Genomic DNA, 23066 nt, shown 5'->3' on the forward strand with positions numbered 1-23066 from the left:
CTCTTTTGGATTGTATCGACAATGTTTGGTTTACGTAAAACACTTAGCTCACTCTTTACTCGTAACCGAGTGGATGAAGCCTGGTTCGATCATTTAGAAGAATTACTGATCAAAGCCGATGTTGGTGTTTCGACATCAACCGCTCTAATAGCTAGTCTACGCAAATCGGCCAAACAGCATTCCATTACAAATTCTGAGGATTTAAAGGCAGTTCTAGTTGATGAGCTCAGCCATCTTTTGAGTGACTTAGAGTCCCCAGAAAATCCTTTAAGCCCAAGTGCTACGCATCCTAAGCCAGAAGTTTGGCTAATTGTAGGGGTCAATGGTGCTGGCAAAACCACATCGATTGGAAAACTATGTCATCACTTCCAGGCTCAAGGAAAGTCGGTGCTCCTCGCTGCTGGGGATACATTTCGAGCGGCGGCGCGCAATCAACTCAAGGAATGGGGTGAGCGCAATCAAGTGCAAGTGCTCAGCCAAGAGAGTGGCGATGCTGGCGCGATTGCGCATGATGCAATCCAAGCCGCTTTGTCTCGGCAGGTTGACGTTGTACTAATTGATACGGCTGGCCGACTCGCTACTCAAGCGAATCTGATGGAGGAATTAAAGAAGGTCAAGCGAGTCATTTCCAAGTTGATCCCCGATGCCCCCCATCAAATTGTCTTGGTCCTTGATGGCAATACGGGTCAGAATGGAATTGCCCAAGTTTTGGCTTTTCGGAACGCAATTGGACTACACGGCCTTATCGTCACCAAATTGGATGGCACCGCTAAAGGCGGGGTAATTTGCGCACTTCGCAATGAGTTGCAAAGCTCCTCCCAAACCCAGGGCCCAAAAACCTATGTTTATGCACTTGGCAAGGGTGAGCAATTAGGTGATTTGGAGCTATTTTCTGCTAAGGCTTATGCCCAAGAGCTTGTAGAATAGCTATATAAATCAATATCTTGTAGATTATTAGACGCATTAGCACTCTATTGACAAGAGTGCTAAAATAATTCGATCTAAACTCAAATTAATCTATCAACGATGACTTTGAACACCCTCATGAATACTCGAAAAACGGGCTCGTCTAGTATTGCTCTTGCAATGCCTGCTCTACCAGCCCTTGGAGTCGGTACGATTGATGCCTATTTGGCACACATTAATCGCTTACCAATGTTAAGTGCTGCCCAGGAATACACCCTGGCGCAGGAATATCGCCGCTCCGACAATTTAGATGCTGCGCGACAACTGGTATTGTCTCACTTGCGACTGGTTGCGTCGGTCGCTCGTCAATACTTGGGTTACGGCATTCCGCATGCCGACCTCATTCAGGAAGGCAATATTGGTTTGATGAAAGCAGTCAAACGCTACGATCCCAACCAAGGGGTACGACTCGTTTCGTACGCCATTCATTGGATCAAAGCAGAAATCCATGAATACATTCTCAAGAACTGGCGCTTAGTCAAAGTAGCAACGACCAAAGCGCAACGCAAACTGTTTTTCAATTTACGTAGCAATAAACTTTCTGCAAATGCCTTGAGCAATGATGAAATTGAGTCATTAGCTAAAGCCCTTGATGTTCGCGGTGCCGATGTCAAAGAAATGGAAATGCGGCTTGCTGGGGGAGACGTCTCGATCGAGGGGGATGGCCAAGATGAGGAAAGCTTTGCGCCAATTCATTGGCTCAGTGATGAAAGCCAAGAACCAACTGCGGTTATTGAGCAAAACGAATCTTACTCTTTGCATGGTCCAAAACTCTTGCAAGCACTTCATACTCTAGATGAGCGCAGTCGTGCGATTGTTGAAAGCCGTTGGTTGGCAGTTAACGCAGAAGGCCAAGGCGGCAAGACTTTGCATGATCTTGCTAAGGAATTTGGGATCTCTGCTGAACGGGTACGTCAGATAGAGGTCGCTGCTTTTAAGAAGTTGCGTGCGCTCTTAAAAGATGAGAACCCAAGGCTTCACTAAGACTTATTGAAGTAGTAGTTTTAGGTCATGGGCAATCGGCTCGGCGCCTTGCCCATGCTTGATATAGAGGCGTAAATTACCGTTTGGATCAAATACGTAACTTCCAGCAGTATGGTCGATCGTGTAATTTTTAGGATTACTGCCCGGCACCTTGTTGTAATACACCTTGAAATCCTTGGCGACCTTGGCAAGCGCCTCGTCATTAGCCGGTCTCAGCCCAATAAAACGAGGATCAAAAGCGGGGGGGTATTGTGCCATTAGCTCTGCAGTATCTCGCTGCGGGTCAACTGTAATAAAAATAACTTGCACCCGATCAGATAATGGGCCTAAGGTTTTCATGACCTCTTGCATTTCAACTAATGTCGCAGGACAAACATCTGGGCAGTGGGTATAGCCAAAGAAAATTAATACAGCCTTACCTTTGAAATCAGCCATGGTTTTCACCTGACCATTAGGATCCAAAAGTTCAAAATTAGAACCAAATGATTTACTGCCAGTAATATCAACATTCTTGAAGCTAGGCTTTGAACAAGCGGCCAATAAAAACACGGCGCATAAAAGGACTAATTTTTTCATGGGCTATATGTAATGATCGATCAAAATAGCAGCAAATAGTAGAGCTAAATAAGTAATGGAGTACTTAAATGTCTTACGAGCCAACTGATCGCTGTAGTGTTGGTAAAGACGGATTGCATACATTACAAAAATACCGCTAAGAATCAGTGCACATACCAAATAGAATAAGCCACTCATTCCATAGACATAAGGAAGAATCGAGGCCGCCAATAAGATGAGCGTATAGAGCAAGATATTGAGTAAGGTAAATCGCTCACCGTGAGTGACCGGCAACATCGGCAAGCCCGCCTGTACATAATCTTCGCGTCGGTAGAGTGCCAATGCCCAAAAATGCGGTGGGGTCCACACAAAAATGATGAGCACCAATAACCAGGCTTCTGCCGATAATTGATTAGTAACAGCTACCCAACCCAATGCAGGTGGCATGGCACCAGAAAGCCCGCCAATCACAATGTTTTGGGGCGTTGCTGGCTTTAAGAACCAGGTATAAATAACGGCATACCCCACAAAGGTTGCAAAGGTAAGCCACATCGTGAGGGGATTGGTGTAAATCCACAGTACTGCCATCCCTGCGGCTCCCAAAATGCAAGAGAAAATAATAATTTGCCAAGGGGTAATCTCGCCCGTTGCTGAGGGGCGCCATGCGGTTCGACGCATTTTGGCATCAACCGCTTGCTCTATCAGACAGTTCACCGCAAATGCCGCGCCCGCTAACAACCAAATGCCGATCGATCCACCAAGTAATATCGACCAGGGAACCATCCCAGGGGTTGCCAAAAACATGCCAATAATCGCGCAAAATACTGCGAGCTGAGTCACTCTTGGCTTAGTTAATACCCAATATTGTCTCCAGCGAGGCATAGGAGGACGAACAAAATCAGTACTCATGCAATCCCTCGCTGGGGCGGCTTACCGGATAAAAAATAGTTATTACTCCACGCACTTAAACGCACCAAGCAAAATAAAATAGCTGCCGCACCACCGGTGTGCAACAACGCCGCTACTAATGGCCATTGAAAGACTACATTCGATATACCGGTGGCGATTTGTAATGCAAGCAATGCAATGATTGCCTTCCCCCAAAATTGAACCTTTGGCTCTGGATGTCGAATTACTTTTATAGCAACGAAAAGCAAAATAGCGGAGGCAAAAATAGCACCAACACGATGGGTCCAGTGGATTGTGACTAGCGCTGCCATCGGGATCATCTCACCCGATTTAGCCTCACCCAAATCGCGCCATAAGAAAAAAGCATTTTGCCAATCCATATTGGGATACCAAACACCCATACAAGTTGGAAAATCAGGACAAGCCAACACAGCATAGTTAGTACTAACCCACGCACCTAGAAAAATTTGAGCAAAGAGTGCAACAATAGCGATTAATACAAGGCTGCCAGATAAGCTTGAAATCGTCTTGGAATCACTTGAACAGAGGGCATCGTTACGTTGCGCGAACCAGACCATGCTGGCAAATAAGATCAATGCCAAGATGAGATGCATACTAACAATGATTGGTTGCAGCTTAAGGGTCACGGTCCAGGCTCCAAATGCGCCTTGTAAACAAACTAAGACCAGTAAAAACAAACTGCCTTTAATAGCTAAGGAGCGGCCTGCGCTTGGCTGCTTAAATGCCATGATGACTTGAATAATGATTAAAAACCCAACGCTCATCGCCAAGTAACGATGAATCATTTCAACCCATGCTTTAAAAACCGTTACCGGCCCTGTGGGCATTGCAGCTTCTGCCGCCCGAATTTCTTCGATGGCGCGAAAGGGATTGGATGTGCCATAGCAACCTGGCCAGTCTGGGCAACCTAAACCAGAATCACTTAAACGAGTAAATGCACCAAACAAAATGAGGTCAAAGGTTAGGAAGACGATGGTCCAATTGAGCTTTTGAAATAGCCCCATTCCTTTTTTAAAATAAAGGATTGCCAGCGGTAAGCCAGCAATCAAGAGAGCGATTCCGGCAAGCTCTAAAACCATTAGAGCCATTTCAGACATCATATCTTCTCACCCTTGCGATTTAACTTTAGAAGACGCTCAACGTCTTTACGAATCTTCACAAAGTCACTCGAGCTGGTTTTGTCGGGAAAGACCATCATCTTCTCACCACTTGGATCAATCAGAGCGATTCCTTGGCCTAGATTTTGAGTGTTCAGCCAAGCTTGCCAAGCAGCCTCATTTTTTGGATCAGGAGCGGGAATAATATAAAAACCAGCATTCTCTTGATCATAGGCCCTCTGAATATCATCCTCAACTGGGCCGCGATCATTCACAACCCAAACCAATTGCAGACGATTTTTATTCTTACCAAGAGCTAAGCGTACCTGACGCATCAGATATAAAACCTCAACACAAGCATCATTGCCTTTTTTGCACTCGCTTGCCGGTCTTGCCACCATCAGGGTCCACTTACCGTTAAATGGAATCTCAAACCAGCTGGGATTAATTGGCTGTGGCGGCACAATCAAAGTACCATAATTGGTCTTTCCGCCCTCAGGCTTATAAACGTAATAGGCCAAATACGATGCGATTACTGGCGATGCGCATGCGAGTAGCACCAGTATCATTTGAATCCGGCCGCGACGAGTTCTGGCATCTAATGCCTTCTTATCAAGCTGACTCGCTGGAATTAATAAATCTTGATCGCTCACTGCTATATAACCTTTATGAACTTGATTTACCTTGATTGCGATAGCGCATAAAACCAGTTGTGAACCAAAATGCTAGCGCGGCCGCACCTAAAGAAAACCATTGGAAAGCATAAGCATAATGGCGATCGACGCCTGTCGTTGCCACAGGCCAAATTCGGGACAATCCATCACCTTCATCTGGGTCATTTTGGCGAATAATGAAGGGTAATTGTGGATATGCCATTCGGCCCGCTTCATAGGTCAGGTCTAAATTTTGCTGAATCCGGGGTGAAGCTTGACTATTGGGTTGATTGCCAAGCTCTAACACCCTCCCTGGCCCAGCCAATGCAATACCCTCGATGACTACACTCTCCTTAGGCGTTGTAATGCTTGGCAATATCAATCGATCTTGATTATTTCTGGGGGCCCACCCTCGGTTAACCCAAACAAGGCGCTTTTCCTGACCATCAAGTAAAAATGGCATCAGCACATAAAACCCGGATTGGGTCTGCCCTGTTTGTGGCTTTAGACTGGGGCGATTATCAAGCCAAACGACCTCATTGGGCAAAAAACGACCACGCGCTCGCACCGGCCTAAACTCAGTTTCTGATAGAGTCCAATTTTTGGCATTGAGGTCAATCTGCTCTCGAGCCGCCATGGCGCTAATTTGATTAGCCAGAATTATTTTTTGATCCGCACGACCCAGTTGCCAACGGCCAGCCAAAATACCTATTGCAAGAACGACTAGCATCGCAATGGTTGCGACTCTTCGCTCTACAATAAGAACTCGAAATAAACTCAAGGGTTTGGCACCAATATGAAATGGCTAATTGTTTTAATTTTGTTGGTCATCATCGCTAGCTTAGGATCGGCGTTGTATTTCATGATGAAAGACAAAGGCAATAGCTCCAGGATGGTTCACTCGCTGATGCTCAGAATTGGTTTATCGATTGCACTATTCATTGGCATTTGGATTGCCCATTACTTTGGACTCATTGAGTCCACTGGCCTGAAAGTGCCTCAATAGGCTAGGCGGCAACCAACGCTGCCGCCTATTGGCCATTACATCCAGTAAATGACGATGTAAAGCCCTAGCCAGACGACGTCAACAAAGTGCCAATACCAAGCGGCACCTTCAAAACCAAAGTGATTCTCGGCGGTGAAATCACCACGAATCAAACGGCGCAGGATAATCGCCAACATCAAGCCACCCAAGAACACATGGAATCCATGAAAACCGGTCAGCATGAAGAAGGTTGATCCGTAAATTCCAGAAGTGAGCTTCAGGTTCAGGTCGTTATAAGCATGGATGTATTCGTAAGCTTGAAAACCCAAGAAAATAAGCCCAAGAAATACGGTCGCAAATAATCCATAAATGGCGTGCTGACGATTTCCCTCTCGTAAAGCATGATGTGCCCAGGTCACGGTAACCCCTGAGCTCAAGAGCAATAACGTATTAATCGTTGGAATTGGCCAAGGGCCAATAGTACTAAATTTTTGAACCAGATCAGCAGGACCAACGGTTGGCCATGCAGCTACAAAATCAGGCCATAAGAGTTTATTGTCCACATCACCAAGCCAGGGCACTGTAATACTGCGAGCGTAGAACAGGGCCGCAAAGAAAGCGGCAAAAAACATGATCTCGGAAAAGATGAACCAGCTCATCGACCAGCGATAGGACACATCGACGTTCACACCGTTCTTGCCGGTATTGGACTCCGAGATTGCATCACCAAACCAACCGTACAGCACAAACAGCACATAAATAACTGCTGCTAGGACCAGCGGTCCTCCCCATGAAAGGCCATTGACCCAAGCGGACATGCCGCCGCCAAAGCCAAGCAGTCCAATGCTAGCAAGGACGGGATATTTTGAGGGGCCCGGAACAAAATAATACGGTGTGGAGTTTGATGACATCGCGCTCTTTCTAACTAAAAATTAATTGGTTACCACTAAATTCACAATCAACAAAAGGATCGCCATAAATAGTACGGCGCCCAATACACCAGCAATGATGATGTGCACAAAACTCAAGCTTGCAACATCATTTTGCAATCCTGCTTTATTGCGAATCCCTAAAAACGCCCACAAAACGGCACGCATTGAACGAAAAAAACTAGGTTGCTTGTTCATAGTGACACTTTGCTCTTAGATTCTTTGACATTTGCAACAGGCTTAGGTACTCCGGTCTCAAAAAAGGTATACGACAGGGTGATTGTTTTAACGTCTTTTGGAAGATTGGGATCAACAATAAATACCACTGGCATTTGCCGAATCTGATGTGGGGTCAGGGCTTGCTCTTGAAAACAAAAGCATTCGATCTTCGTAAAAAACTCCGTTGCGGTCTTTGGAGCATAGCTGGGAATTGCCTGAGCAGCGACAGGTCGATCCAAAGTATTAACTACTTCATAAACGATCTCGTGCATCTCGCCTGGATGAACTTCAAGAAAGTTCTTAACCGGCTTAAAAGCAAATGGTCCACGACTATTGGAGTCAAACTCAATCGTGATCGTTCGACTGTAATCTACTTGGGTATTACCTGGCTTGCTAGCTCCATAAGCACGCACACCATAATTATTTTTACTAGTGACAACATTAATGCCAGTCACTTCACAAAGGGCTTTGTATAAAGGCACCAAGGCATAACCAAATCCAAACATCAATACAGCAAGCAAAAGAAGCTTCAGTAGGATTTGCTTATTAAGGGCGCCTAGATTATTTGCCATATATCTAACCTAAGATCCAATACTTCAATACGATGCCCAAGAAAAAAGTCAACGCAATCGATAGCAAGACCGCCGCTAGGCGGCGGTTGCTCATCAAAGGATTCGATCGCTCGGTCACGTCAAGTGCCATTAGCTAATTTTGGGCGGCTGCTCAAATGTATGGAATGGCGCGGGTGATGGAACGGTCCACTCCAAAGTATTGGCTGTCTCCCATGGATTATCCGGAGCTTTCTTGCCATGACCACGGTATGCAGGGAGCACGACAAACAGCAGGAAATAAACCTGCATTAAGCCAAAGCCAAGACCACCGATCGAAGCAATTAAATTGAAATCAGCAAACTGGGTTGGGTAATCTGCATAGCGACGTGGCATACCTGCTAAACCCAAGAAATGCATTGGGAAGAAGGTGAGGTTAAAGAAGAACATTGAGCCCCAGAAATGAACCTTGCCGCGGAACTCATCGGCCATACGACCAGTCCACTTTGGACACCAGTAATAAAAGCCTGCAAACATCGCAAAGAGCGAACCCGCCACTAGCACATAGTGGAAGTGGGCAACCACATAGTAGGTGTCTTGTAGACCAATATCAATTGGGGCCATCGCCAAAACCAGCCCAGTAAAACCACCGATCGTAAACACAAAAATAAATCCAATCGCCCATAGCATCGGGGTTTCAAAGGTCATTGACCCTTTCCACATGGTCGCAACCCAGTTAAAAATCTTTACCCCGGTTGGAACTGCAATTAGCATCGTGGCATACATAAAGAAGAGCTGACCAGTCACCGGCATACCAGTGGTAAACATGTGATGAGCCCAAACAATAAATGACAAGATTGCGATGGATGATGTGGCATAAACCATCGATGCGTAGCCAAACAAACGCTTTCTGGCAAATACAGGAACGACCTCACTGATAATGCCAAACGCGGGCAAGATCATGATGTAAACCTCTGGGTGACCGAAGAACCAGAAGATATGCTGATACATCACGGGATCGCCACCGCCAGCTGCAGAGAAGAAGCTGGTTCCAAAATGACGGTCAGTGAGAACCATAGTGATCGCGCCGGCTAGCACAGGCATCACAGCAATTAACAAATAGGCAGTAATCAACCAGGTCCAGCAGAACATTGGCATCTTCATGAGTGTCATGCCAGGTGCGCGCATATTCAAGATGGTCACAATGATGTTAATTGAACCCATAATGGACGAGGCGCCTAACAAATGAAGTGCAAAGATGGCCATATCCATCCCCGGCCCCATTTGCAGGGTGAGCGGTGCATACAAGGTCCAGCCGCCTGAGGGCGCACCACCTGGTGCTAAAAATGAACCGAACAATAACAATGCAGCAACTGGCAAAATCCAGAAACTGAAGTTGTTCATACGGGCGAATGCCATATCAGACGCGCCGATTTGCAAAGGAATCATCCAGTTTGCAAAACCCACGAAAGCCGGCATGATGGCACCGAACACCATCACCAAGCCGTGCATGGTGGTTAACTGATTAAAAAACTCGGGGCGCAAATATTGCAACCCAGGCTGAAACAGTTCCAAACGAATACCAAGCGCCATCACTCCGCCAGCCAGAAGGCTCACGAAGGCGAAGATCAAATACATCGTGCCGATGTCTTTGTGGTTGGTTGCAAACAACCAACGACGCCATCCATGGGGATGGTCGTGGGCATGATCGTGTGCGTGATCGTGGGTTGTGGATATGGTGCTCATGATTTGCTCCGGTTTAATTCAATTCGTTATATAAGTTCAATTATTTGCCAGCACGAACAGTAGCGAACTCCTGGGTTTGAACAACTTCACCCGTCTTATTGCTCCATGCATTTCGGTAATAGGTCATTACAGCTGCCAAATCTCCATCAGAAATAACGCCACCCCATTTAGGCATCGCACCTTTACCGTTAATCAAAATATTGAAATTGCCTGCTTTCGGACCCAAGGCAACCTTGCTGCCATCTAATGCAGGGAAAGCGCCGGCGCCCTTACCGTTGGCTTGATGGCAAGCAGCGCAATTGGCGGCATACACCTTAGCACCACGATCCATTTGCTCAGCCAAGGTGTAAACCTTGCTCGGATCATCCGCGTTAGCAGCCATTTCTTTTTTCTTTTCAGCAACCCATTTGGTGTAGTCCTCATCAGAAACGACTCTAACTACGATGGGCATAAATGCGTGCTGCGCGCCACAAAGCTCAGAACATTGTCCACGGAAGGTGCCAATTTTTTCAGCTCTGAACCAGGTGTCACGCACAAAGCCAGGAATTGCGTCTTGCTTTACGCCAAATGCAGGAACGGTCCATGCATGAATCACATCGTTCGCAGTTGTAATTAGACGAATTTTTTTATTCACAGGGACAACCATCTCATGATCGACTTCCATCAGATAGGTTGGACTCTTGGGCGCGAGATTGTTAATCGCTTCGCGTGAAGTCGACATGGTCGAAAGGAAGCTAATACCTTCTCCCTCGCCCTTAATGTAGTCATAACCCCACTTCCACTGATAACCAGTGGTTTTAATGGTGATGTCTGCATTGGTGGTGTCCTTCATCGCAACTACTGTTTTGGTGGCGGGAAGAGCCATACCAATCACAATTAGCAGAGGAATAACAGTCCAAATAATTTCAACCGAAGTACTCTCATGAAACGATGCGGGCTGGGCACCTTTGGATTTGCGATGCTTGTAAATCGAATAGAACATCACTGAGAAAACGCCAATAAAGATCACCAAACAAATGATCATCATCATCCAGTGCAACCAATGAATCTCTTCCATAATTTTGGTTGCAGGGGCGGGGAAATTGAGTTGATTTACTTTGGGGCCGCCTGGCATATCTTGCGCCGCAACAGTAAAACTCCAGATTCCAAAACCAAGGGCAAGCCAAATTTTTGTCAGCAATTTACGAATATTCATTTTTTTCTCAAATTTAAGAGCAGCGCACCTAATAAAGTCTGGTCGCTTGTCCAGCCACTAGTCACTAATTAGACACTGAATTATAGGATGATTTGCTTGACAGAAGTCATTTTGTGATTTCCTTTGGGGCAAACCCTATATGTAGATAATTAAATGTAAGTACTTACTTATAAATTAGCTATGGAACTATTTACGTTTAATTGCATCTACGCGAATATATGCTGATTTAGCATCCCCAGTACTGAGATTTTTTGCCAAAACCCAAGCATGTCCATAAACGATTTCCAGGGTCAGTTTTAGGGGGTCAGGAACCCTAAGTTGATGGAGTTGCGTACCCGCAGAAATGAGCCCCAGAGCTAGGCCATCCTTATAAAGAGCCTGCCCAGTTTCGTACTCCAAATGAAGATATTCCATATCCATCACCGGGTCCGAATAGCGGTTTTGAACCAAGGCATCCCCAATATCGTGCATATCGAGGGCGCCTGGCAAGGTTTGCATTTGACTACCATCCGGGTTGGCATCCCGGAGTTCCTTACCTGTATCAGGGCCCAAATAGGCAAATGAAATCAAACCGCCTTCTTTCAGATGCTGGTGACAACTCGCCATCCAAGCGCTCGGGTTATTGAGATTTTGCAAACATAAATTACTGAGGATCAAATCGTAGGATGCATTGTCTGGAATCCCCTGACCCAGTAATCGGCCTGAGTTCAACAAAGGGCGACTGAGTACCTGTTTAAGTTTGATCCCCAATGGAATCCTTCCCTGAATTTGAGGATCAAGAATGGTGTCAATTTGCGCACTAGGAAAACGCTTCGCAAATGCCCTGCGATTTAAGCCAGAAAAATCGGGTTCGAGCAAAATGTGTTTCGGCATCAGCTTGATGGGCGCTAACTTATCAAGCATTCGCTCTTGAATCTCAGTTCGAAGCCATGAAAGAGAAGTGGTCATCGAATCAGTATACTCAGCGCCCCGATGAGCTGGCTTCGTACTGCAACCCAATATTTAATTCCGACACTGTGCATGGTGTGCGAGCAAGCACAAGCTGAAATTGTATGCTTTCCATGTCGCGATCGCATTGCTCAAAACCGCTTGCAATTTGGTCCATCCTGTCAGATTTGTGCGCTACCAATCGGGCCGCATCAATCACTTTGTGCTGCGTGTGAACAGGTAAAACCGGCCTTTGATCACGTGACTTATCTCGACCTCTATCAGGAACCATTACGTCAAACGCTTCACCTTTTAAAGTACCAAAAGAGGCTAGCATGCGCTAGTGGCTTTGCCCTCTTGTGGAATATATTTCATCAACATGCTCTCAAAGCATGCGATGCGGATGTTTTAATTCCAGTGCCGCTAAATCCAACAAAATTAGCAGCGCGCGGCTTTAATCAAGCATGGGAAATCGCGAAACGGTTTGATCTTCCGAAATCCATCAGACGCATTCCAAACCTAGTGATTTGCCACCCAACCCACACTGCTCAAGCAAGTCTTAATCGTGCCGACCGCACTGCATCGATGCGAGACCGTTTTGAATTGAAAGTTGGTGCAGCTTCTATGATTCATGACCAACATATCGTGGTTATTGATGATGTCATGACCACCGGCTCAACGATCCACTCGTTAGCAACAACTCTCAAAAAGTCTGGGGCAAAGCGGGTGAGCGCATGGACCATGCTTCGCACGCCTCCTTGGGAGTCTTAAGTGCAATATGATGCTGCTATGTTTAATGTCGTTTTATTTGAACCTGAGATCCCACCGAATACTGGGAACATCATCCGCCTATGTGCCAATACGGGTGCGCAATTGCATCTCATCAAACCACTTGGTTTTCCTCTTGAACACGCCAAATTGAAGCGCGCGGGCCTGGATTACCATGAGTTTGCCAATCTCAAGCTGTATGAGAACTGGTCCGATTTTCTAACAAGCACAAAGGCCGATTTGCAGCGTGTCTTTGCTTTAACGACTAAGGGGCAGCGCTCACTTCTTCATACAGAATTTCACTCAAACGATTACTTTGTATTTGGATCAGAGACCAAAGGCATTAGCGATCAGGTACGCGCTAGCATTCCTCGCGAGAATCACCTTCGATTGGCAATGCTTGCTAATAGTCGCAGCTTAAATCTCTCAAACTCTGTAGCGGTCGTGGTTTATGAAGCATGGCGCCAACACCAATTCCAGGGTGGGACTTAAGTTTCCGATTTAGGCCCGCGGCCCATTAAGGTCCGAACTCCATCCTCGGGACTCAGTTGACCATTAAGTACGTGACTAACCGTTGTACAAATTGGCATCTCAACCTGATGTTGTTTAGCCAAATCACTCACGGCTTGCGCACACAAGACACCCTCAGCCACATGACCAAGCGCGGCTAATACCCGGTCCAATGGCTCCCCAGCGGCAAGCGATAAACCCACACGACGGTTACGCGATAAATCACCCGTTGCGGTCAAAATAAGATCGCCCAAGCCAGCGAGTCCCATACAGGTCTCGCTCTTACCGCCGACAGCTTTAACTAACCGCATCATTTCTGCAAGACCTCGGGTTAACAAGGCAGCGCGGGCATTCATACCCAAGCCCAAGCCATCGCCAATTCCGGCAGCAATTGCTAATACATTTTTAACGGCGCCACCAAGCTCAACCCCAATCAAATCATCGCTTGCATACACCCGAATATTTCCATGGTGAAACGCAGTTTGTACTTGCTGACAAAATTCAGATGCAGTGCTTGCAACCGTCAAAGCGCAAGGCAAACCCTCGCCAACTTCACGGGCAAAGCTAGGGCCTGACAAAACACCCACTGCATGCGCATGGGTGGCAAATCGTTCTTGTTCGCGGCCAACAACCTGATGGGGAAGTAGGGAGGTTTTGGGTTCCAACCCTTTGCAAAGCCACAAAATGTTGAAAGGCTGTTGTGCCGTTTTAAAAACATCAGCTACCGTAGCTGCTAACCCAGCCATTGGGGTCGCAATCACTAATAGGTCATCAGCCCCTAATCTGTTAACGGCTTTCTCAAAATCCGACTCAATCAATAATGATTTGGGTAACGCAATAGCTGGTAAATACTGTTTATTTTCTTGATCCCTGCGAAGGGCATCGGCGGCATTTGGGTTGCGCGCCCATAAGCAAACCGAATGGTGACTAGCAGCGGATATAGCAATGGCTGTACCCCATGCTCCTGCCCCTAGGACCGATATATTCATTAGTTGGGCAAAATAATTTTGCTCTCTGCCTCACCATTACCGGCTTGCGCTCCCTGAGCTGCCTGAGCCTGAGCCAAACGATGCTCATACATGCCATGAAAGTTGATATCGGCAAGATGAATAGGCTGAAAGCCGGCGCGACTAATAATGTCGGCAACGTTTGAGCGCAAATACGGAAAGATGATGCTTGGGCAAGTGATGCCAAGCATTGGGTCAATTTGCTCAATCGGGATATTCTTAAACTCGAAAATACCGGCTTGCTTAGCTTCGACCAAGAACATGACCTTGCCTTCAACGCGAGCGGTGACTGTGCTCAAGAGGGCAACCTCAAATAACTCGTCGCTTAGGCGATCAACCGCAATATCCAATTCCACCTGAATCTGTGGCTCACTCGCAACCAACAAAATACCGGGGGCATTGGGTTGCTCGAGTGATAAATCTTTTAGATAAACACGTTGGATGACAAACGAAGGCTCATTTGAACCTGTGGCTGAATTCGTTGCAGCATCACTCATACAAACTCTCTTTCCAATTAGAAATGGTTAGGCTAAAAGCGGATCAAGACCGCCTGCACGATCTAATGCTGCTAGATCATCGTAACCGCCAATATGACGATCACCGATATAAATTTGTGGAACAGTCCTGCGACCTGTGCGAGTCATCATTTCTTCTCGCTTGGCTGGATCGACATCAATTAATATTTTTTGTAAATTCTGAACACCCTTTTTTTGTAAAAGTTTCTCAGCCATCACGCAGTAAGGGCAAACGCGGGTGCTGTACATCAAAACGTCTGGCATCGCTTCCCCATTAGGATTTAATAAGCGGCAACCCGGAGGTTTGCCAAGCGTTGATACCGCCCTCTAAAACACCCACTTCGGTATACCCAAGATTGCGAAGCTCTTTAGCTGCTTTCTGAGAATGAGCCGGGCCCCGACCAATCACCACAACAGGATATTTTTGATCGATTTTCATGGTTTTCAAGCTAGCGCCTAAGCTCTCCAAGGCGATATTTTTGGCATTTGGCAAATGGCCTAATTTAAAATCTTCCTCGGTCCGCAAATCGATCACATTTGCCTTGCGACGGTTAATCCAAATGGTCGCATCGGTGGGGGTTAGACCCTTGCCACTAATTAGGGTTGATAATGTTGGCATGAATAAAGCCATGCCCGAAATGATCATTAAGGCGGCCAGTACGAGGTTGTCTGTTTGAGCTAAGAAGTCCATTGTCAGATTATAGAATGCATCTATGAAACAACTCATCCTAGTCCGCCACGGACAATCCGCCTGGAATCTTGAGAATCGGTTTACTGGATGGGCCGATATTGACCTAACGCCAACAGGCGTTGAGCAATCCCAACGGGCTGGCCAGCTTCTAAGGGATGCTGGTTATGACTTTGATATTGCCTATACCTCGGTTCTAAAGCGCGCCATCCGAACCTTATGGAACATCCAAGATGCCATGGATCTAATGTGGGTGCCTGTGGTCCATAGCTGGCGATTAAACGAACGGCACTACGGTGCACTGACCGGGCTCAATAAGGCAGAGACTGCAGCTAAATTTGGGGATGAGCAAGTCCATATCTGGAGGCGCTCCTATGCCATCGCCCCGCCTCCATTAAGCCCAGAGCAGCGCGCTGAGCTCGCCAGTGACCCCCGCTACACCAAGCTTAATCATGAGGATATTCCCCATGGGGAGTGCCTAAAAGACACCGTCAGTCGGGTTTTACCCCTCTGGAATGAGTCGATCGCTCCGGCTCTCAAACTTGGTAAACGGGTTATTCTGGTCGCCCATGGCAATAGCATCCGCGCCCTCATGAAGCACATTGATCAGGTATCAGATGAGGCGATCATGGAGGTCAATGTGCCTAACGGCAATCCCCTCATTTATGAACTGGACGATGAGCTTCGCCCAATACAACATTTCTATTTAGAGGCAAAATAGCTAAATGCGTCAGTTATTTAGAAATATTGTCCTAATTAGTATTGGCTTGATTGCCGGAATTGCGGCAACCATCCAGTTCTCGGCGACCGCGCAGCAAGGTGCCAGCACCTTGCCGCTCGATGAGTTACGCACACTCTCAAATGTTTTTGGGCAAATTAAGCGTGAGTATGTAGAACCCATTGACGACAAACAATTACTCACTGATGCAGTTAAAGGAATGGTCAGCAGTCTTGATCCGCACTCCGCTTACCTTGACAAAAAAGATTTTGCAGAAATGCAAGAGCAAACTGCTGGAAAGTTTGCAGGGCTTGGTATTGAAATTACCTCTGAAGACGGTTTAGTAAAAGTTCTTAATCCAATCGAAGGCTCTCCTGCTGCTAAAGCCGGTCTTCAAGCAGGCGATCTCATTACCCGCCTAGACGATAAACCAGTGCGTGGCATGTCACTCGATAAAGCGGTTCGTACCATGCGTGGTACCCCAGGAACCAAAATTACTTTAACGATTTTCAGAAAAAGTGAAGAGCGCACTTTTCCGGTTACCATCACCCGCGCTGAAATCAAAGTACAGTCGATTCGAGCAAAAATTGTGGATAACAATATTGCATGGGTTCGCATTACTAGCTTTCAAGAGCGCACCGTTCCAGACCTTGCTAAGAAATTAGCAGAGCTTGCCGCTAAAGATCCGAGCTTAAAAGGGTTGGTATTAGATCTGCGTAATAACGGTGGTGGACTACTGCAAGGCGCAGTCGGTGTTGCAGCCGCTTTCTTGCCTCCGGGCTCAGTGATTGTCTCAACCAAAGGCCAAGCGCCAGACTCGCGCCAAGTATTTAATGCAGTTCCCGCTATGTATAAATTAAGTGAATCGAATGATCCACTCGATGAGGTGCCGCCGCTTTTTAAGAAAATCCCAATGGTCGTGCTTGTCAATGCCTACTCCGCATCTGCCTCTGAAATCGTTGCGGGTGCACTGCAAGATTACAAACGTGCCACTATTCTGGGAAAGACCACCTTTGGTAAGGGATCCGTGCAGACTGTTCGGCCACTAAGTAGCGACTCGGCACTCAAAATTACTACCGCTTATTACTACACGCCCAATGGTCGCTCAATCCAAGCATTTGGGATTAAACCCGATATTCCGGTGGATCAGAATAAGGACGGTGACCCAGAAGATGTATTAATTACACGAGAGATTGATAGCGAAAAGCACTTGCGTAATAAACAATCCTCAGAAGAAGCATTGATCAAAGATCGCGAGAAACGGCGTCTGCAAGAATTGCAATTGATTGAAGAGCGCAATGCAAAGAAAACGCCAGAGGAGCGTGAGAAAGAAAAGAATCGTCGCCCACCTGAGTTTGGTAGCAATGATGACTTCATGCTGCAACAAGCCATTGCCTTTCTCAACGGTCAAACTGTCAAGCGCTCGGCTTCTAAACTCGAGTAATTGAGTTGCTCATGAATGACGAGCAACTCCTTCGCTATTCGCGTCATCTACTACTCGATGAAATTGATATTGCAGGCCAAGAGCGCCTATTAAGTTCCCACGTACTCGTAATTGGGGCTGGTGGTTTAGGCTCTGCGTGCGCGCCTTATCTAGCTGCCGCTGGCATTGGACGAATTACTCTAATCGACCATGATCATGTCGAGCTTACTAACCTTCAGCGTCAAATCATGCACCAAGACAATAGCATTGGCATGAGTAAGGTGGCCTCAGGCAAACGTTTTCTGAAAAGCTTAAATCCCAGCTGTCAGGTTGAAGCGCTTGAAAAAAGGCTTGATGAACCCTTACTCAAAGAGCTGCTTGGTGATGTTGATGTAGTGGTTGACTGTACTGATAACTTTTCGACCCGACACCTGATTAATCGGGTATGCGTTACCCATGGAAAAGTATTGGTCTCAGGCGCCGCATTACGCTTTGATGGTCAGGTGAGCGTATTTGATTTTAGCGATCCAAACTCACCATGCTATGCCTGCGTCTTCCCACCAGATCCTAATTATGTTGAAACCAACTGTGCCAGCATGGGGGTCTTTGCACCTCTAGTAGGCATTATTGGAACTATTCAGGCGGCGCAAACTCTGCAAGTCATTATTGGTTTTGGAGAGCCGTTAATCGGGCGCTTGCTGATCTGGAATGCCCGCACGACCCAGATCGATGAAATTAAACTCGCACGCCATCACGCTTGTCCAGTGTGCGGACCAGGCACGCACTAATGAATTGAATTCAAGCGATTAAATAGAATGCTTTGCTCAACTGGCTCGTAAGCCGCCAGTAACTCATCAATATGCATCTTCAACTTGCGGGTATCGGCCTGCATGATCTCGCGCTTAACCAGTAAGAGCTGACTAAAGTGCATTGAGAAATCGGTCAATCCCATCGCCAATAAGAGCTTTGTCAAGGCAGGATCACCCGCCATCTCGCCGCATACTGCAATCGGCACATTGGCTCGGTTTGCCTCACGAATAATTCCGGCAATTAAATTGAGTACTGCCGGATTTAATGGGTCGTATAGGTGAGCAACCGCATGATCGGCACGATCAATCGCCAAGGTGTACTGAATCAAATCATTGGTACCAATTGATAAATAATCAAAGTGTTTGACAAAGAGCGGCATCATCAAGGCGGCGGCTGGAATCTCAATCATTGCTCCTACCTGAATATCTGGATTAAACGCCTTGCCCCGCTCTTGTAATTGCTGTTTAGCCTTTTCAATGAGCCGCAAACTTTCATGAATCTCCTGTGCATGCGCCAACATTGGCAATAACAGTCGAACTTGGCCATGTGCAGACGCTCGTAATATGGCGCGCAATTGAGTTAAAAATATCTCGGGCTCAGACAACGACCAACGAATGGCGCGCAAACCCAGAGGAGATGTTCCAGTAGAACCAGTTTCAGCTCCCGCGACTGCTTTATCAGAGCCAATATCAATCGTACGAATATTCACTGGCAAACCAAACATTGCCTCCACCGCACGGGTGTATTCCTGATATTGCTTCTCTTCATCCGGAAGACCATGTTCTTGGTTCATAAACAAGAACTCAGACCGAAATAATCCAATGCCAACCGCACCTAATTCCAGAGCATGTTTTGCATCTTCTGGTAACTCAATATTGGCAAATAACTCGATCTCAACACCATCTTTGGTGCGGGTTGGGCTGTACTTAAGCTCTTGTAGCTTTTCAGACTCCAGGCGTTTTTCAGTCTGAAGACTTCGATACTGAGCCAGAAGCATCTCATCGGGAGCAACCACCACAATGCCGCGGTCCCCATCAATCACAATCCAATCGCCGTGCTCAATCATGTCGCTGGCATGGCGTATACCTACGACTGCTGGTATTTCTAAGCTACGCGCCACAATAGCAGTGTGAGAGGTCTTGCCACCTAAATCGGTTACAAATCCACCCAGCGCATTCTCTTTAAAGCGCAACATATCATGAGGTGCAATATCATGCGCCACCACAATCGTGTCATCCTCAAAGTGTCCTGTAATCAGTCCTTCACCACCAACCACAGTCTGACGGTTATGCGACTGCAATGCCTTTAAGACTCGCTCAGCGACCTGCCGAATATCATTGCCACGTTCCTTTAAATACGGATCGTCCATTTCAGCAAACTGCTCAAGCAAATCATTGAGCTCGGTGGTCAGGGCCCAAGCAGCATTTAGGCGTTTTTGCCGAATCAAGGCTAAGGGCTTCTCAGCTAAGGTTGGGTCCGAGAGGATTAATTGATGAACATCCAAAAATGCTGCCATCTCCTGTGGAGCATCTTTTGGTAAAGCGGCTTTAAGGGTATTGAGTTCTTGGCGCACGCAATCAAACGCTTCGAGTAATTTATTAGCTTCGGCTTCTTCGGTCCCAGGCTCAATCAGGTAGTGACTAACCTCAAGGGCGGCTCTTGAAATTAATACGGCCTTACCAATCGCAATACCTTTAGAGACGGCAATACCGTGAAGAGCAAAGGTCATTCCTACTCGCCCTCACCAAATCGGTCTTGAATCAGCTCACAAATTTTCTTTAGGGCTTCGTCTTCTTTCTCGCCAACGGTCTCGATCGTAACGGTACTACCCATGCCAGCAGCAAGCATCATTACGCCCATAATGCTTTTCGCATTAATGCGTCGGCCATTCTTGCTCATAAATACCTCGCACGGGTATTCACTAGCGAGTTGCGATAACTTTGCGGACGCGCGTGCATGCAGGCCAAGCTTATTAATGATTTCAATATCAAGTTTTGGCATCGCTCGTTCCTGCATTCTGATTCAACATAAGCTCGGCATCGGTCATTGAAGAGGGCGCTCCTAAACGAATAATGCCATTTTGACCACCCTGCATAGCTTTAAGAGCAACCGATTCAACTCCGGTACCTCGATAAGAAATCGCTCGCATGAGCATTGGCAAGTTCACACCAGCTAACACAATCACCTTGCATGAAAAGAGTCCAGATTTGGCAAGCCGAGTGGCAACATTCGCTGGGGTAGCACCCATAACGTCTGTTAAAACCAATATGCCATATTCACTTTGAACCTGAGTGGCGGCTTCATAGACGCGATCAAAACTAATCTTGGTGTCTTCATGCGGAGGAATATCAACCGCAGCCATACGAACCGGCACCTTGCCATAGGTATGCTCAACAAAACCAAGCATGGATCCGGCAATTGGGGTGTGGGCAACAATTAGGATTCCTGGCACCTTAAATGAGCTCCTTTTCAAGCAATGTAAGCCATTTTTGAGCAATATCCAAATTGGTTTGTTGAGTAATTTCCACAAAACAGGTGGGGCTTGTCACATTAATCTCGGTCAAGTAACCGCCGATCATGTCGAGGCCCACTAAGAACAAGCCACGCTTAGCCAGAATAGGGGCTAAATGATTGGCAATTTCCTCTTCGCGTGCGGTCAGAGCCATGGCTAAACCTTTGCCACCAACGGCTAAGTTCCCACGAATCTCTGAGCCCTGCGGTATACGCGCCAAAGCATAAGGCATGACCTCACCACCAATGAGCAAAACGCGCTTATCGCCCGAGGTAATTTCGGGCAAGTAACGTTGGGCCATTAGAGTACGTGCGCCGTTCTCACCAAGGGTTTCAACAATGCTTCCTAAATTAAGTCCATCGGGCCCCACCCGAAATACGCCCATGCCACCCATACCATCGAGTGGCTTAATAACAATGTCGTGATGCAGCCGATGAAAATCGCGGATCGCATGAATATCGCGCGTCACCAAACTCGGGGGGATAAATTGCGGGAACTCCGTGATCGAGAGTTTTTCAGAATGATTGCGAACTGCATCCGGTGAGTTAAATACCCGCGCTCCTTGTAAAACAGCTGCCGATAGGATCCAGGTGCTCGTCAAATACTCTACCGTGAATGGTGGATCTTGGCGCATTAAGACCGCTGAAAAGTACTCCAACGGATACTCCTCAAATGAACCCAGGGCATACCAATGCTCACCATCCAACAGTTCAATTGTTTGACAACGTGCTCTGGCCTTGCCTTGACCCCAAACCAAGTCATGGCTTTGGGTATACCAAATCGCATGCCCTGCAGCCTGTGCAGCACGCATCATGGCTAAAGTGCTATCTTTCTCGACCTTAAACGAATCGAGTGGATCAGCAATAAACAGAAATTTCATGGCCAGACTTAAGCGGCCTCGGCATCCGGATCGGTGCGCTCAAGCTCAAGCGATGCAGCCAGCAAAGCCAAACGCGCCACAACACCGTATAAGTAAAAGCGGTTTGGTGCTGCGCTACCTGGCTTAGCTTTCATATCGGGCATGGCGTTTTGCTCAAACGCGAGCGGCACAAAATGCATGCCAGGTGCATTCAAATTCTCATCGGGTCCACGGTCGGTATGAACCCGATAAAAACCCCCAATAACATAACGATCGATCATATAAACCACAGGTTCGGCCACGGCCTCATTAACCTTCTCAAAGGTATAAACACCTTCTTGAACAATCACGTCACTGACCGCAAGACCCTCTTTAACGATGCTCATCTTATTGCGATCACGGCGGTTTAAGTTCTTTAAATCATTGGGGTCGTGCGCAATCATCACGCCCATTCCATAGGTTCCAGCGTCGGGCTTAACAACCACATAGGGCTTATCTTTAATGCCGTACTCACGGTATTTCTTAGCGGTCTTTTTAAGAACTTGATCAACGGCTGCGAGTAATTGCTCTTCACCCTTTTGCTCATGAAAATCCATCCCAGTGCAACGAGCGTAATAGGGATTAATCATCCACGGATCAATATTGATTAATTTGGCAAATTTCTTGGCTAACTCTTCATACGCCTGAAAGTGATTGGACTTTCGACGAATCGGCCAGCCGGCATGCAGCCCTGGGAGCAAGTACTGTTCGTACACATTCTCGAGGATTGGCGGAATGCCCGCGGATAAATCATTGTTAAGCAAAATAGAGCAAGGATCAAAATCTTTGAGTCCCAAACGGGTCTTGCGTAAACCTAGGCGCGTTAGTGGCTCTAAAACTAATTTGCCACCCTCTGGCAACTCTATGGTGGTTGGTTTTTTAATATCGTCCGATAGGGTACCCAAACGAACATTTAATCCCGCTTGGCGCAGAATCGATGATAAGCAAGCAATATTCTGTAGATAGAAGGTATTACGAGTATGCCGCTCAGGGATCAACAATAAATTTTTGGCCTCTGGGCAGATTTTCTCAATCGCTGCCATCGCAGCCTGAACGGCCAAAGGCAACATTTCGGGAGATAGATTATTAAACCCACCCGGAAATAAATTGGTATCAACTGGAGAGAGCTTAAATCCAGAATTTCGCAGGTCGACCGAGCAATAAAACGGTGGAGTATGCTCCTGCCACTCCAAGCGAAACCAGCGCTCAATCGTTGGGGTTGCTTCGAGTACTTTCGACTCGAGCTCTAAGAGAGGGCCACTTAAGGCGGTAATAAGATGCGGGACCATATCCGCATTGTAAGTTTTTTGAAAGAAAGACGCGGAATCTTACGATTCCGCGCTTAAAAACTAGGCAACCAACCAGTGCCGCCTAGTGAGGGGTAAAAAACAACAAATCACTATTGCCATGCCACACTACCAACTACTATTTGATGTCTGGGTTTGCTGGAATCACTAAAAACCACCAAACCCATTACATCAGA

The 23066-nt window shown here is 46.9% G+C and carries 29 protein-coding genes; 8 read left to right on the forward strand and 21 right to left on the reverse strand.

Features of this window, described 5'->3' with window-relative positions; translation table 11 throughout:
• The first annotated feature begins 21 nt into the window (after window positions 1-21).
• A complete protein-coding gene (gene ftsY, locus QUE60_RS08440; RefSeq protein ID WP_286226741.1) occupies window positions 22-927 on the forward strand; it encodes a signal recognition particle-docking protein FtsY in 906 nt (301 codons plus the stop codon).
• A 117-nt stretch (window positions 928-1044) separates the two neighbouring features.
• Window positions 1045-1950 carry an RNA polymerase sigma factor RpoH gene (gene rpoH / locus QUE60_RS08445; protein WP_353506037.1) on the forward strand — a complete coding sequence of 302 codons (906 nt, stop codon included), beginning with the start codon at window positions 1045-1047 and terminating at the stop codon, window positions 1948-1950.
• 3 nt (window positions 1951-1953) lie between these two features.
• Here rpoH and QUE60_RS08450 read toward each other — a convergent pair whose 3' ends face one another.
• From QUE60_RS08450 to QUE60_RS08470, 5 genes are read right to left on the reverse strand one after another with little or no spacing between them, the layout of a single operon-like run.
• Complete coding sequence (locus QUE60_RS08450; protein WP_286223600.1) at window positions 1954-2526, reverse strand: SCO family protein; 573 nt, start codon at window positions 2524-2526, stop codon at window positions 1954-1956.
• Between the two features lie 3 nt (window positions 2527-2529).
• Window positions 2530-3414 carry a heme o synthase gene (gene cyoE, locus QUE60_RS08455; RefSeq protein WP_286223601.1) on the reverse strand — a complete coding sequence of 295 codons (885 nt, stop codon included), beginning with the start codon at window positions 3412-3414 and terminating at the stop codon, window positions 2530-2532.
• Window positions 3411-4535, reverse strand: a complete 1125-nt coding sequence (locus QUE60_RS08460) for a COX15/CtaA family protein (protein WP_286226742.1) — start codon at window positions 4533-4535, stop codon at window positions 3411-3413. Before QUE60_RS08460 ends, cyoE begins: the two co-directional genes overlap by 4 nt.
• A complete protein-coding gene (locus QUE60_RS08465; RefSeq protein ID WP_286223603.1) occupies window positions 4532-5185 on the reverse strand; it encodes a hypothetical protein in 654 nt (217 codons plus the stop codon). The genes QUE60_RS08460 and QUE60_RS08465 overlap by 4 nt, the downstream gene beginning before the upstream one ends.
• 13 nt (window positions 5186-5198) lie before the next feature.
• A complete protein-coding gene (locus QUE60_RS08470) occupies window positions 5199-5915 on the reverse strand; it encodes an SURF1 family protein (protein WP_286226743.1) in 717 nt (238 codons plus the stop codon).
• A 66-nt stretch (window positions 5916-5981) separates the two neighbouring features.
• Between QUE60_RS08470 and QUE60_RS08475 the strand changes: the two genes are divergently transcribed.
• Window positions 5982-6191 carry a twin transmembrane helix small protein gene (locus QUE60_RS08475; RefSeq protein WP_108509147.1) on the forward strand — a complete coding sequence of 70 codons (210 nt, stop codon included), beginning with the start codon at window positions 5982-5984 and terminating at the stop codon, window positions 6189-6191.
• Window positions 6192-6226: 35 nt separating this feature from the next.
• On the opposite strand, the gene QUE60_RS08480 is transcribed toward QUE60_RS08475, so the two are convergent.
• The 7 genes from QUE60_RS08480 to QUE60_RS08510 all read right to left on the reverse strand — a co-directional run bounded on the left by QUE60_RS08480 (window position 6227) and on the right by QUE60_RS08510 (window position 11755).
• Window positions 6227-7081: a cytochrome c oxidase subunit 3 gene (locus QUE60_RS08480; RefSeq protein ID WP_108509148.1), complete on the reverse strand. Its 855-nt coding sequence runs from the start codon at window positions 7079-7081 to the stop codon at window positions 6227-6229.
• A gap of 21 nt (window positions 7082-7102) precedes the next feature.
• Window positions 7103-7297 carry a DUF2970 domain-containing protein gene (locus QUE60_RS08485; RefSeq protein WP_108509149.1) on the reverse strand — a complete coding sequence of 65 codons (195 nt, stop codon included), beginning with the start codon at window positions 7295-7297 and terminating at the stop codon, window positions 7103-7105.
• Window positions 7294-7890 (reverse strand): cytochrome c oxidase assembly protein, encoded by a 597-nt coding sequence (locus tag QUE60_RS08490; RefSeq protein WP_286226744.1) that lies wholly within the window; start codon window positions 7888-7890, stop codon window positions 7294-7296. Before QUE60_RS08490 ends, QUE60_RS08485 begins: the two co-directional genes overlap by 4 nt.
• Before the next feature lie 4 nt (window positions 7891-7894).
• Window positions 7895-8020: a cytochrome oxidase small assembly protein gene (locus QUE60_RS08495; protein ID WP_286223606.1), complete on the reverse strand. Its 126-nt coding sequence runs from the start codon at window positions 8018-8020 to the stop codon at window positions 7895-7897.
• Window positions 8020-9612 carry a cytochrome c oxidase subunit I gene (ctaD, locus tag QUE60_RS08500; protein ID WP_286225315.1) on the reverse strand — a complete coding sequence of 531 codons (1593 nt, stop codon included), beginning with the start codon at window positions 9610-9612 and terminating at the stop codon, window positions 8020-8022. Before ctaD ends, QUE60_RS08495 begins: the two co-directional genes overlap by 1 nt.
• Window positions 9613-9652: 40 nt before the next feature.
• Window positions 9653-10726, reverse strand: a complete 1074-nt coding sequence (gene coxB / locus QUE60_RS08505; RefSeq protein WP_286227516.1) for a cytochrome c oxidase subunit II — start codon at window positions 10724-10726, stop codon at window positions 9653-9655.
• A gap of 267 nt (window positions 10727-10993) precedes the next feature.
• Window positions 10994-11755, reverse strand: coding sequence for a methyltransferase domain-containing protein (locus QUE60_RS08510; protein WP_286226745.1), 762 nt, complete (start codon window positions 11753-11755; stop codon window positions 10994-10996).
• A gap of 24 nt (window positions 11756-11779) precedes the next feature.
• On the opposite strand from QUE60_RS08510, the gene QUE60_RS08515 reads away from it, so the two are divergent.
• Together QUE60_RS08515 and trmL are read left to right on the forward strand one after the other, a co-directional pair.
• Window positions 11780-12505, forward strand: a complete 726-nt coding sequence (locus QUE60_RS08515) for a ComF family protein (RefSeq protein WP_286226746.1) — start codon at window positions 11780-11782, stop codon at window positions 12503-12505.
• A gap of 18 nt (window positions 12506-12523) precedes the next feature.
• A complete protein-coding gene (gene trmL / locus QUE60_RS08520; protein ID WP_286224769.1) occupies window positions 12524-12994 on the forward strand; it encodes a tRNA (uridine(34)/cytosine(34)/5-carboxymethylaminomethyluridine(34)-2'-O)-methyltransferase TrmL in 471 nt (156 codons plus the stop codon).
• Here the strand turns inward: trmL and QUE60_RS08525 are convergent.
• Genes QUE60_RS08525 through QUE60_RS08540 form a run of 4 tightly spaced genes read right to left on the reverse strand, consistent with a single transcriptional unit; the run spans window position 12991 to window position 15225 of the window.
• Window positions 12991-14001 (reverse strand): NAD(P)H-dependent glycerol-3-phosphate dehydrogenase, encoded by a 1011-nt coding sequence (locus QUE60_RS08525; RefSeq protein WP_286226747.1) that lies wholly within the window; start codon window positions 13999-14001, stop codon window positions 12991-12993. The genes trmL and QUE60_RS08525 overlap by 4 nt on opposite strands.
• The gene (secB, locus tag QUE60_RS08530) at window positions 14001-14516 is read right to left on the reverse strand and encodes a protein-export chaperone SecB (RefSeq protein WP_108509157.1); all 516 of its coding nucleotides are present in this window, start codon (window positions 14514-14516) and stop codon (window positions 14001-14003) included. Before secB ends, QUE60_RS08525 begins: the two co-directional genes overlap by 1 nt.
• Before the next feature lie 27 nt (window positions 14517-14543).
• Window positions 14544-14798: a glutaredoxin 3 gene (gene grxC, locus QUE60_RS08535; protein ID WP_286223613.1), complete on the reverse strand. Its 255-nt coding sequence runs from the start codon at window positions 14796-14798 to the stop codon at window positions 14544-14546.
• Between the two features lie 10 nt (window positions 14799-14808).
• Window positions 14809-15225 carry a rhodanese-like domain-containing protein gene (locus QUE60_RS08540; RefSeq protein WP_286226748.1) on the reverse strand — a complete coding sequence of 139 codons (417 nt, stop codon included), beginning with the start codon at window positions 15223-15225 and terminating at the stop codon, window positions 14809-14811.
• 22 nt (window positions 15226-15247) lie between these two features.
• Between QUE60_RS08540 and gpmA the strand changes: the two genes are divergently transcribed.
• Genes gpmA through QUE60_RS08555 form a run of 3 tightly spaced genes read left to right on the forward strand, consistent with a single transcriptional unit; the run spans window position 15248 to window position 18151 of the window.
• Window positions 15248-15943, forward strand: a complete 696-nt coding sequence (gene gpmA, locus QUE60_RS08545) for a 2,3-diphosphoglycerate-dependent phosphoglycerate mutase (protein ID WP_286225321.1) — start codon at window positions 15248-15250, stop codon at window positions 15941-15943.
• Window positions 15944-15947: 4 nt separating this feature from the next.
• The gene (locus QUE60_RS08550; protein ID WP_286226749.1) at window positions 15948-17384 is read left to right on the forward strand and encodes a S41 family peptidase; all 1437 of its coding nucleotides are present in this window, start codon (window positions 15948-15950) and stop codon (window positions 17382-17384) included.
• Window positions 17385-17395: 11 nt separating this feature from the next.
• On the forward strand, window positions 17396-18151 hold the full coding sequence (locus tag QUE60_RS08555; protein WP_286226750.1) for a HesA/MoeB/ThiF family protein: 756 nt from the start codon (window positions 17396-17398) through the stop codon (window positions 18149-18151).
• Here QUE60_RS08555 and ptsP read toward each other — a convergent pair.
• The 5 genes from ptsP to gshA are packed head-to-tail and all read right to left on the reverse strand — an operon-like array spanning window position 18148 to window position 22872.
• Window positions 18148-19902, reverse strand: a complete 1755-nt coding sequence (gene ptsP, locus QUE60_RS08560; RefSeq protein ID WP_286226751.1) for a phosphoenolpyruvate--protein phosphotransferase — start codon at window positions 19900-19902, stop codon at window positions 18148-18150. The genes QUE60_RS08555 and ptsP overlap by 4 nt on opposite strands.
• Before the next feature lie 2 nt (window positions 19903-19904).
• Window positions 19905-20174: an HPr family phosphocarrier protein gene (locus QUE60_RS08565; RefSeq protein ID WP_286226752.1), complete on the reverse strand. Its 270-nt coding sequence runs from the start codon at window positions 20172-20174 to the stop codon at window positions 19905-19907.
• Window positions 20161-20625: a PTS sugar transporter subunit IIA gene (locus QUE60_RS08570; RefSeq protein WP_286226754.1), complete on the reverse strand. Its 465-nt coding sequence runs from the start codon at window positions 20623-20625 to the stop codon at window positions 20161-20163. The genes QUE60_RS08565 and QUE60_RS08570 overlap by 14 nt, the downstream gene beginning before the upstream one ends.
• Before the next feature lies 1 nt (window position 20626).
• Window positions 20627-21565 carry a glutathione synthase gene (gene gshB / locus QUE60_RS08575; RefSeq protein WP_286223621.1) on the reverse strand — a complete coding sequence of 313 codons (939 nt, stop codon included), beginning with the start codon at window positions 21563-21565 and terminating at the stop codon, window positions 20627-20629.
• 8 nt (window positions 21566-21573) lie between these two features.
• The gene (gene gshA / locus QUE60_RS08580) at window positions 21574-22872 is read right to left on the reverse strand and encodes a glutamate--cysteine ligase (RefSeq protein ID WP_286223622.1); all 1299 of its coding nucleotides are present in this window, start codon (window positions 22870-22872) and stop codon (window positions 21574-21576) included.
• Between the last annotated feature and the right edge of the window lie 194 nt (window positions 22873-23066).

It is taken from the genome of Polynucleobacter sp. HIN11 (assembly GCF_030297675.1).
Lineage (GTDB): Bacteria > Pseudomonadota > Gammaproteobacteria > Burkholderiales > Burkholderiaceae > Polynucleobacter.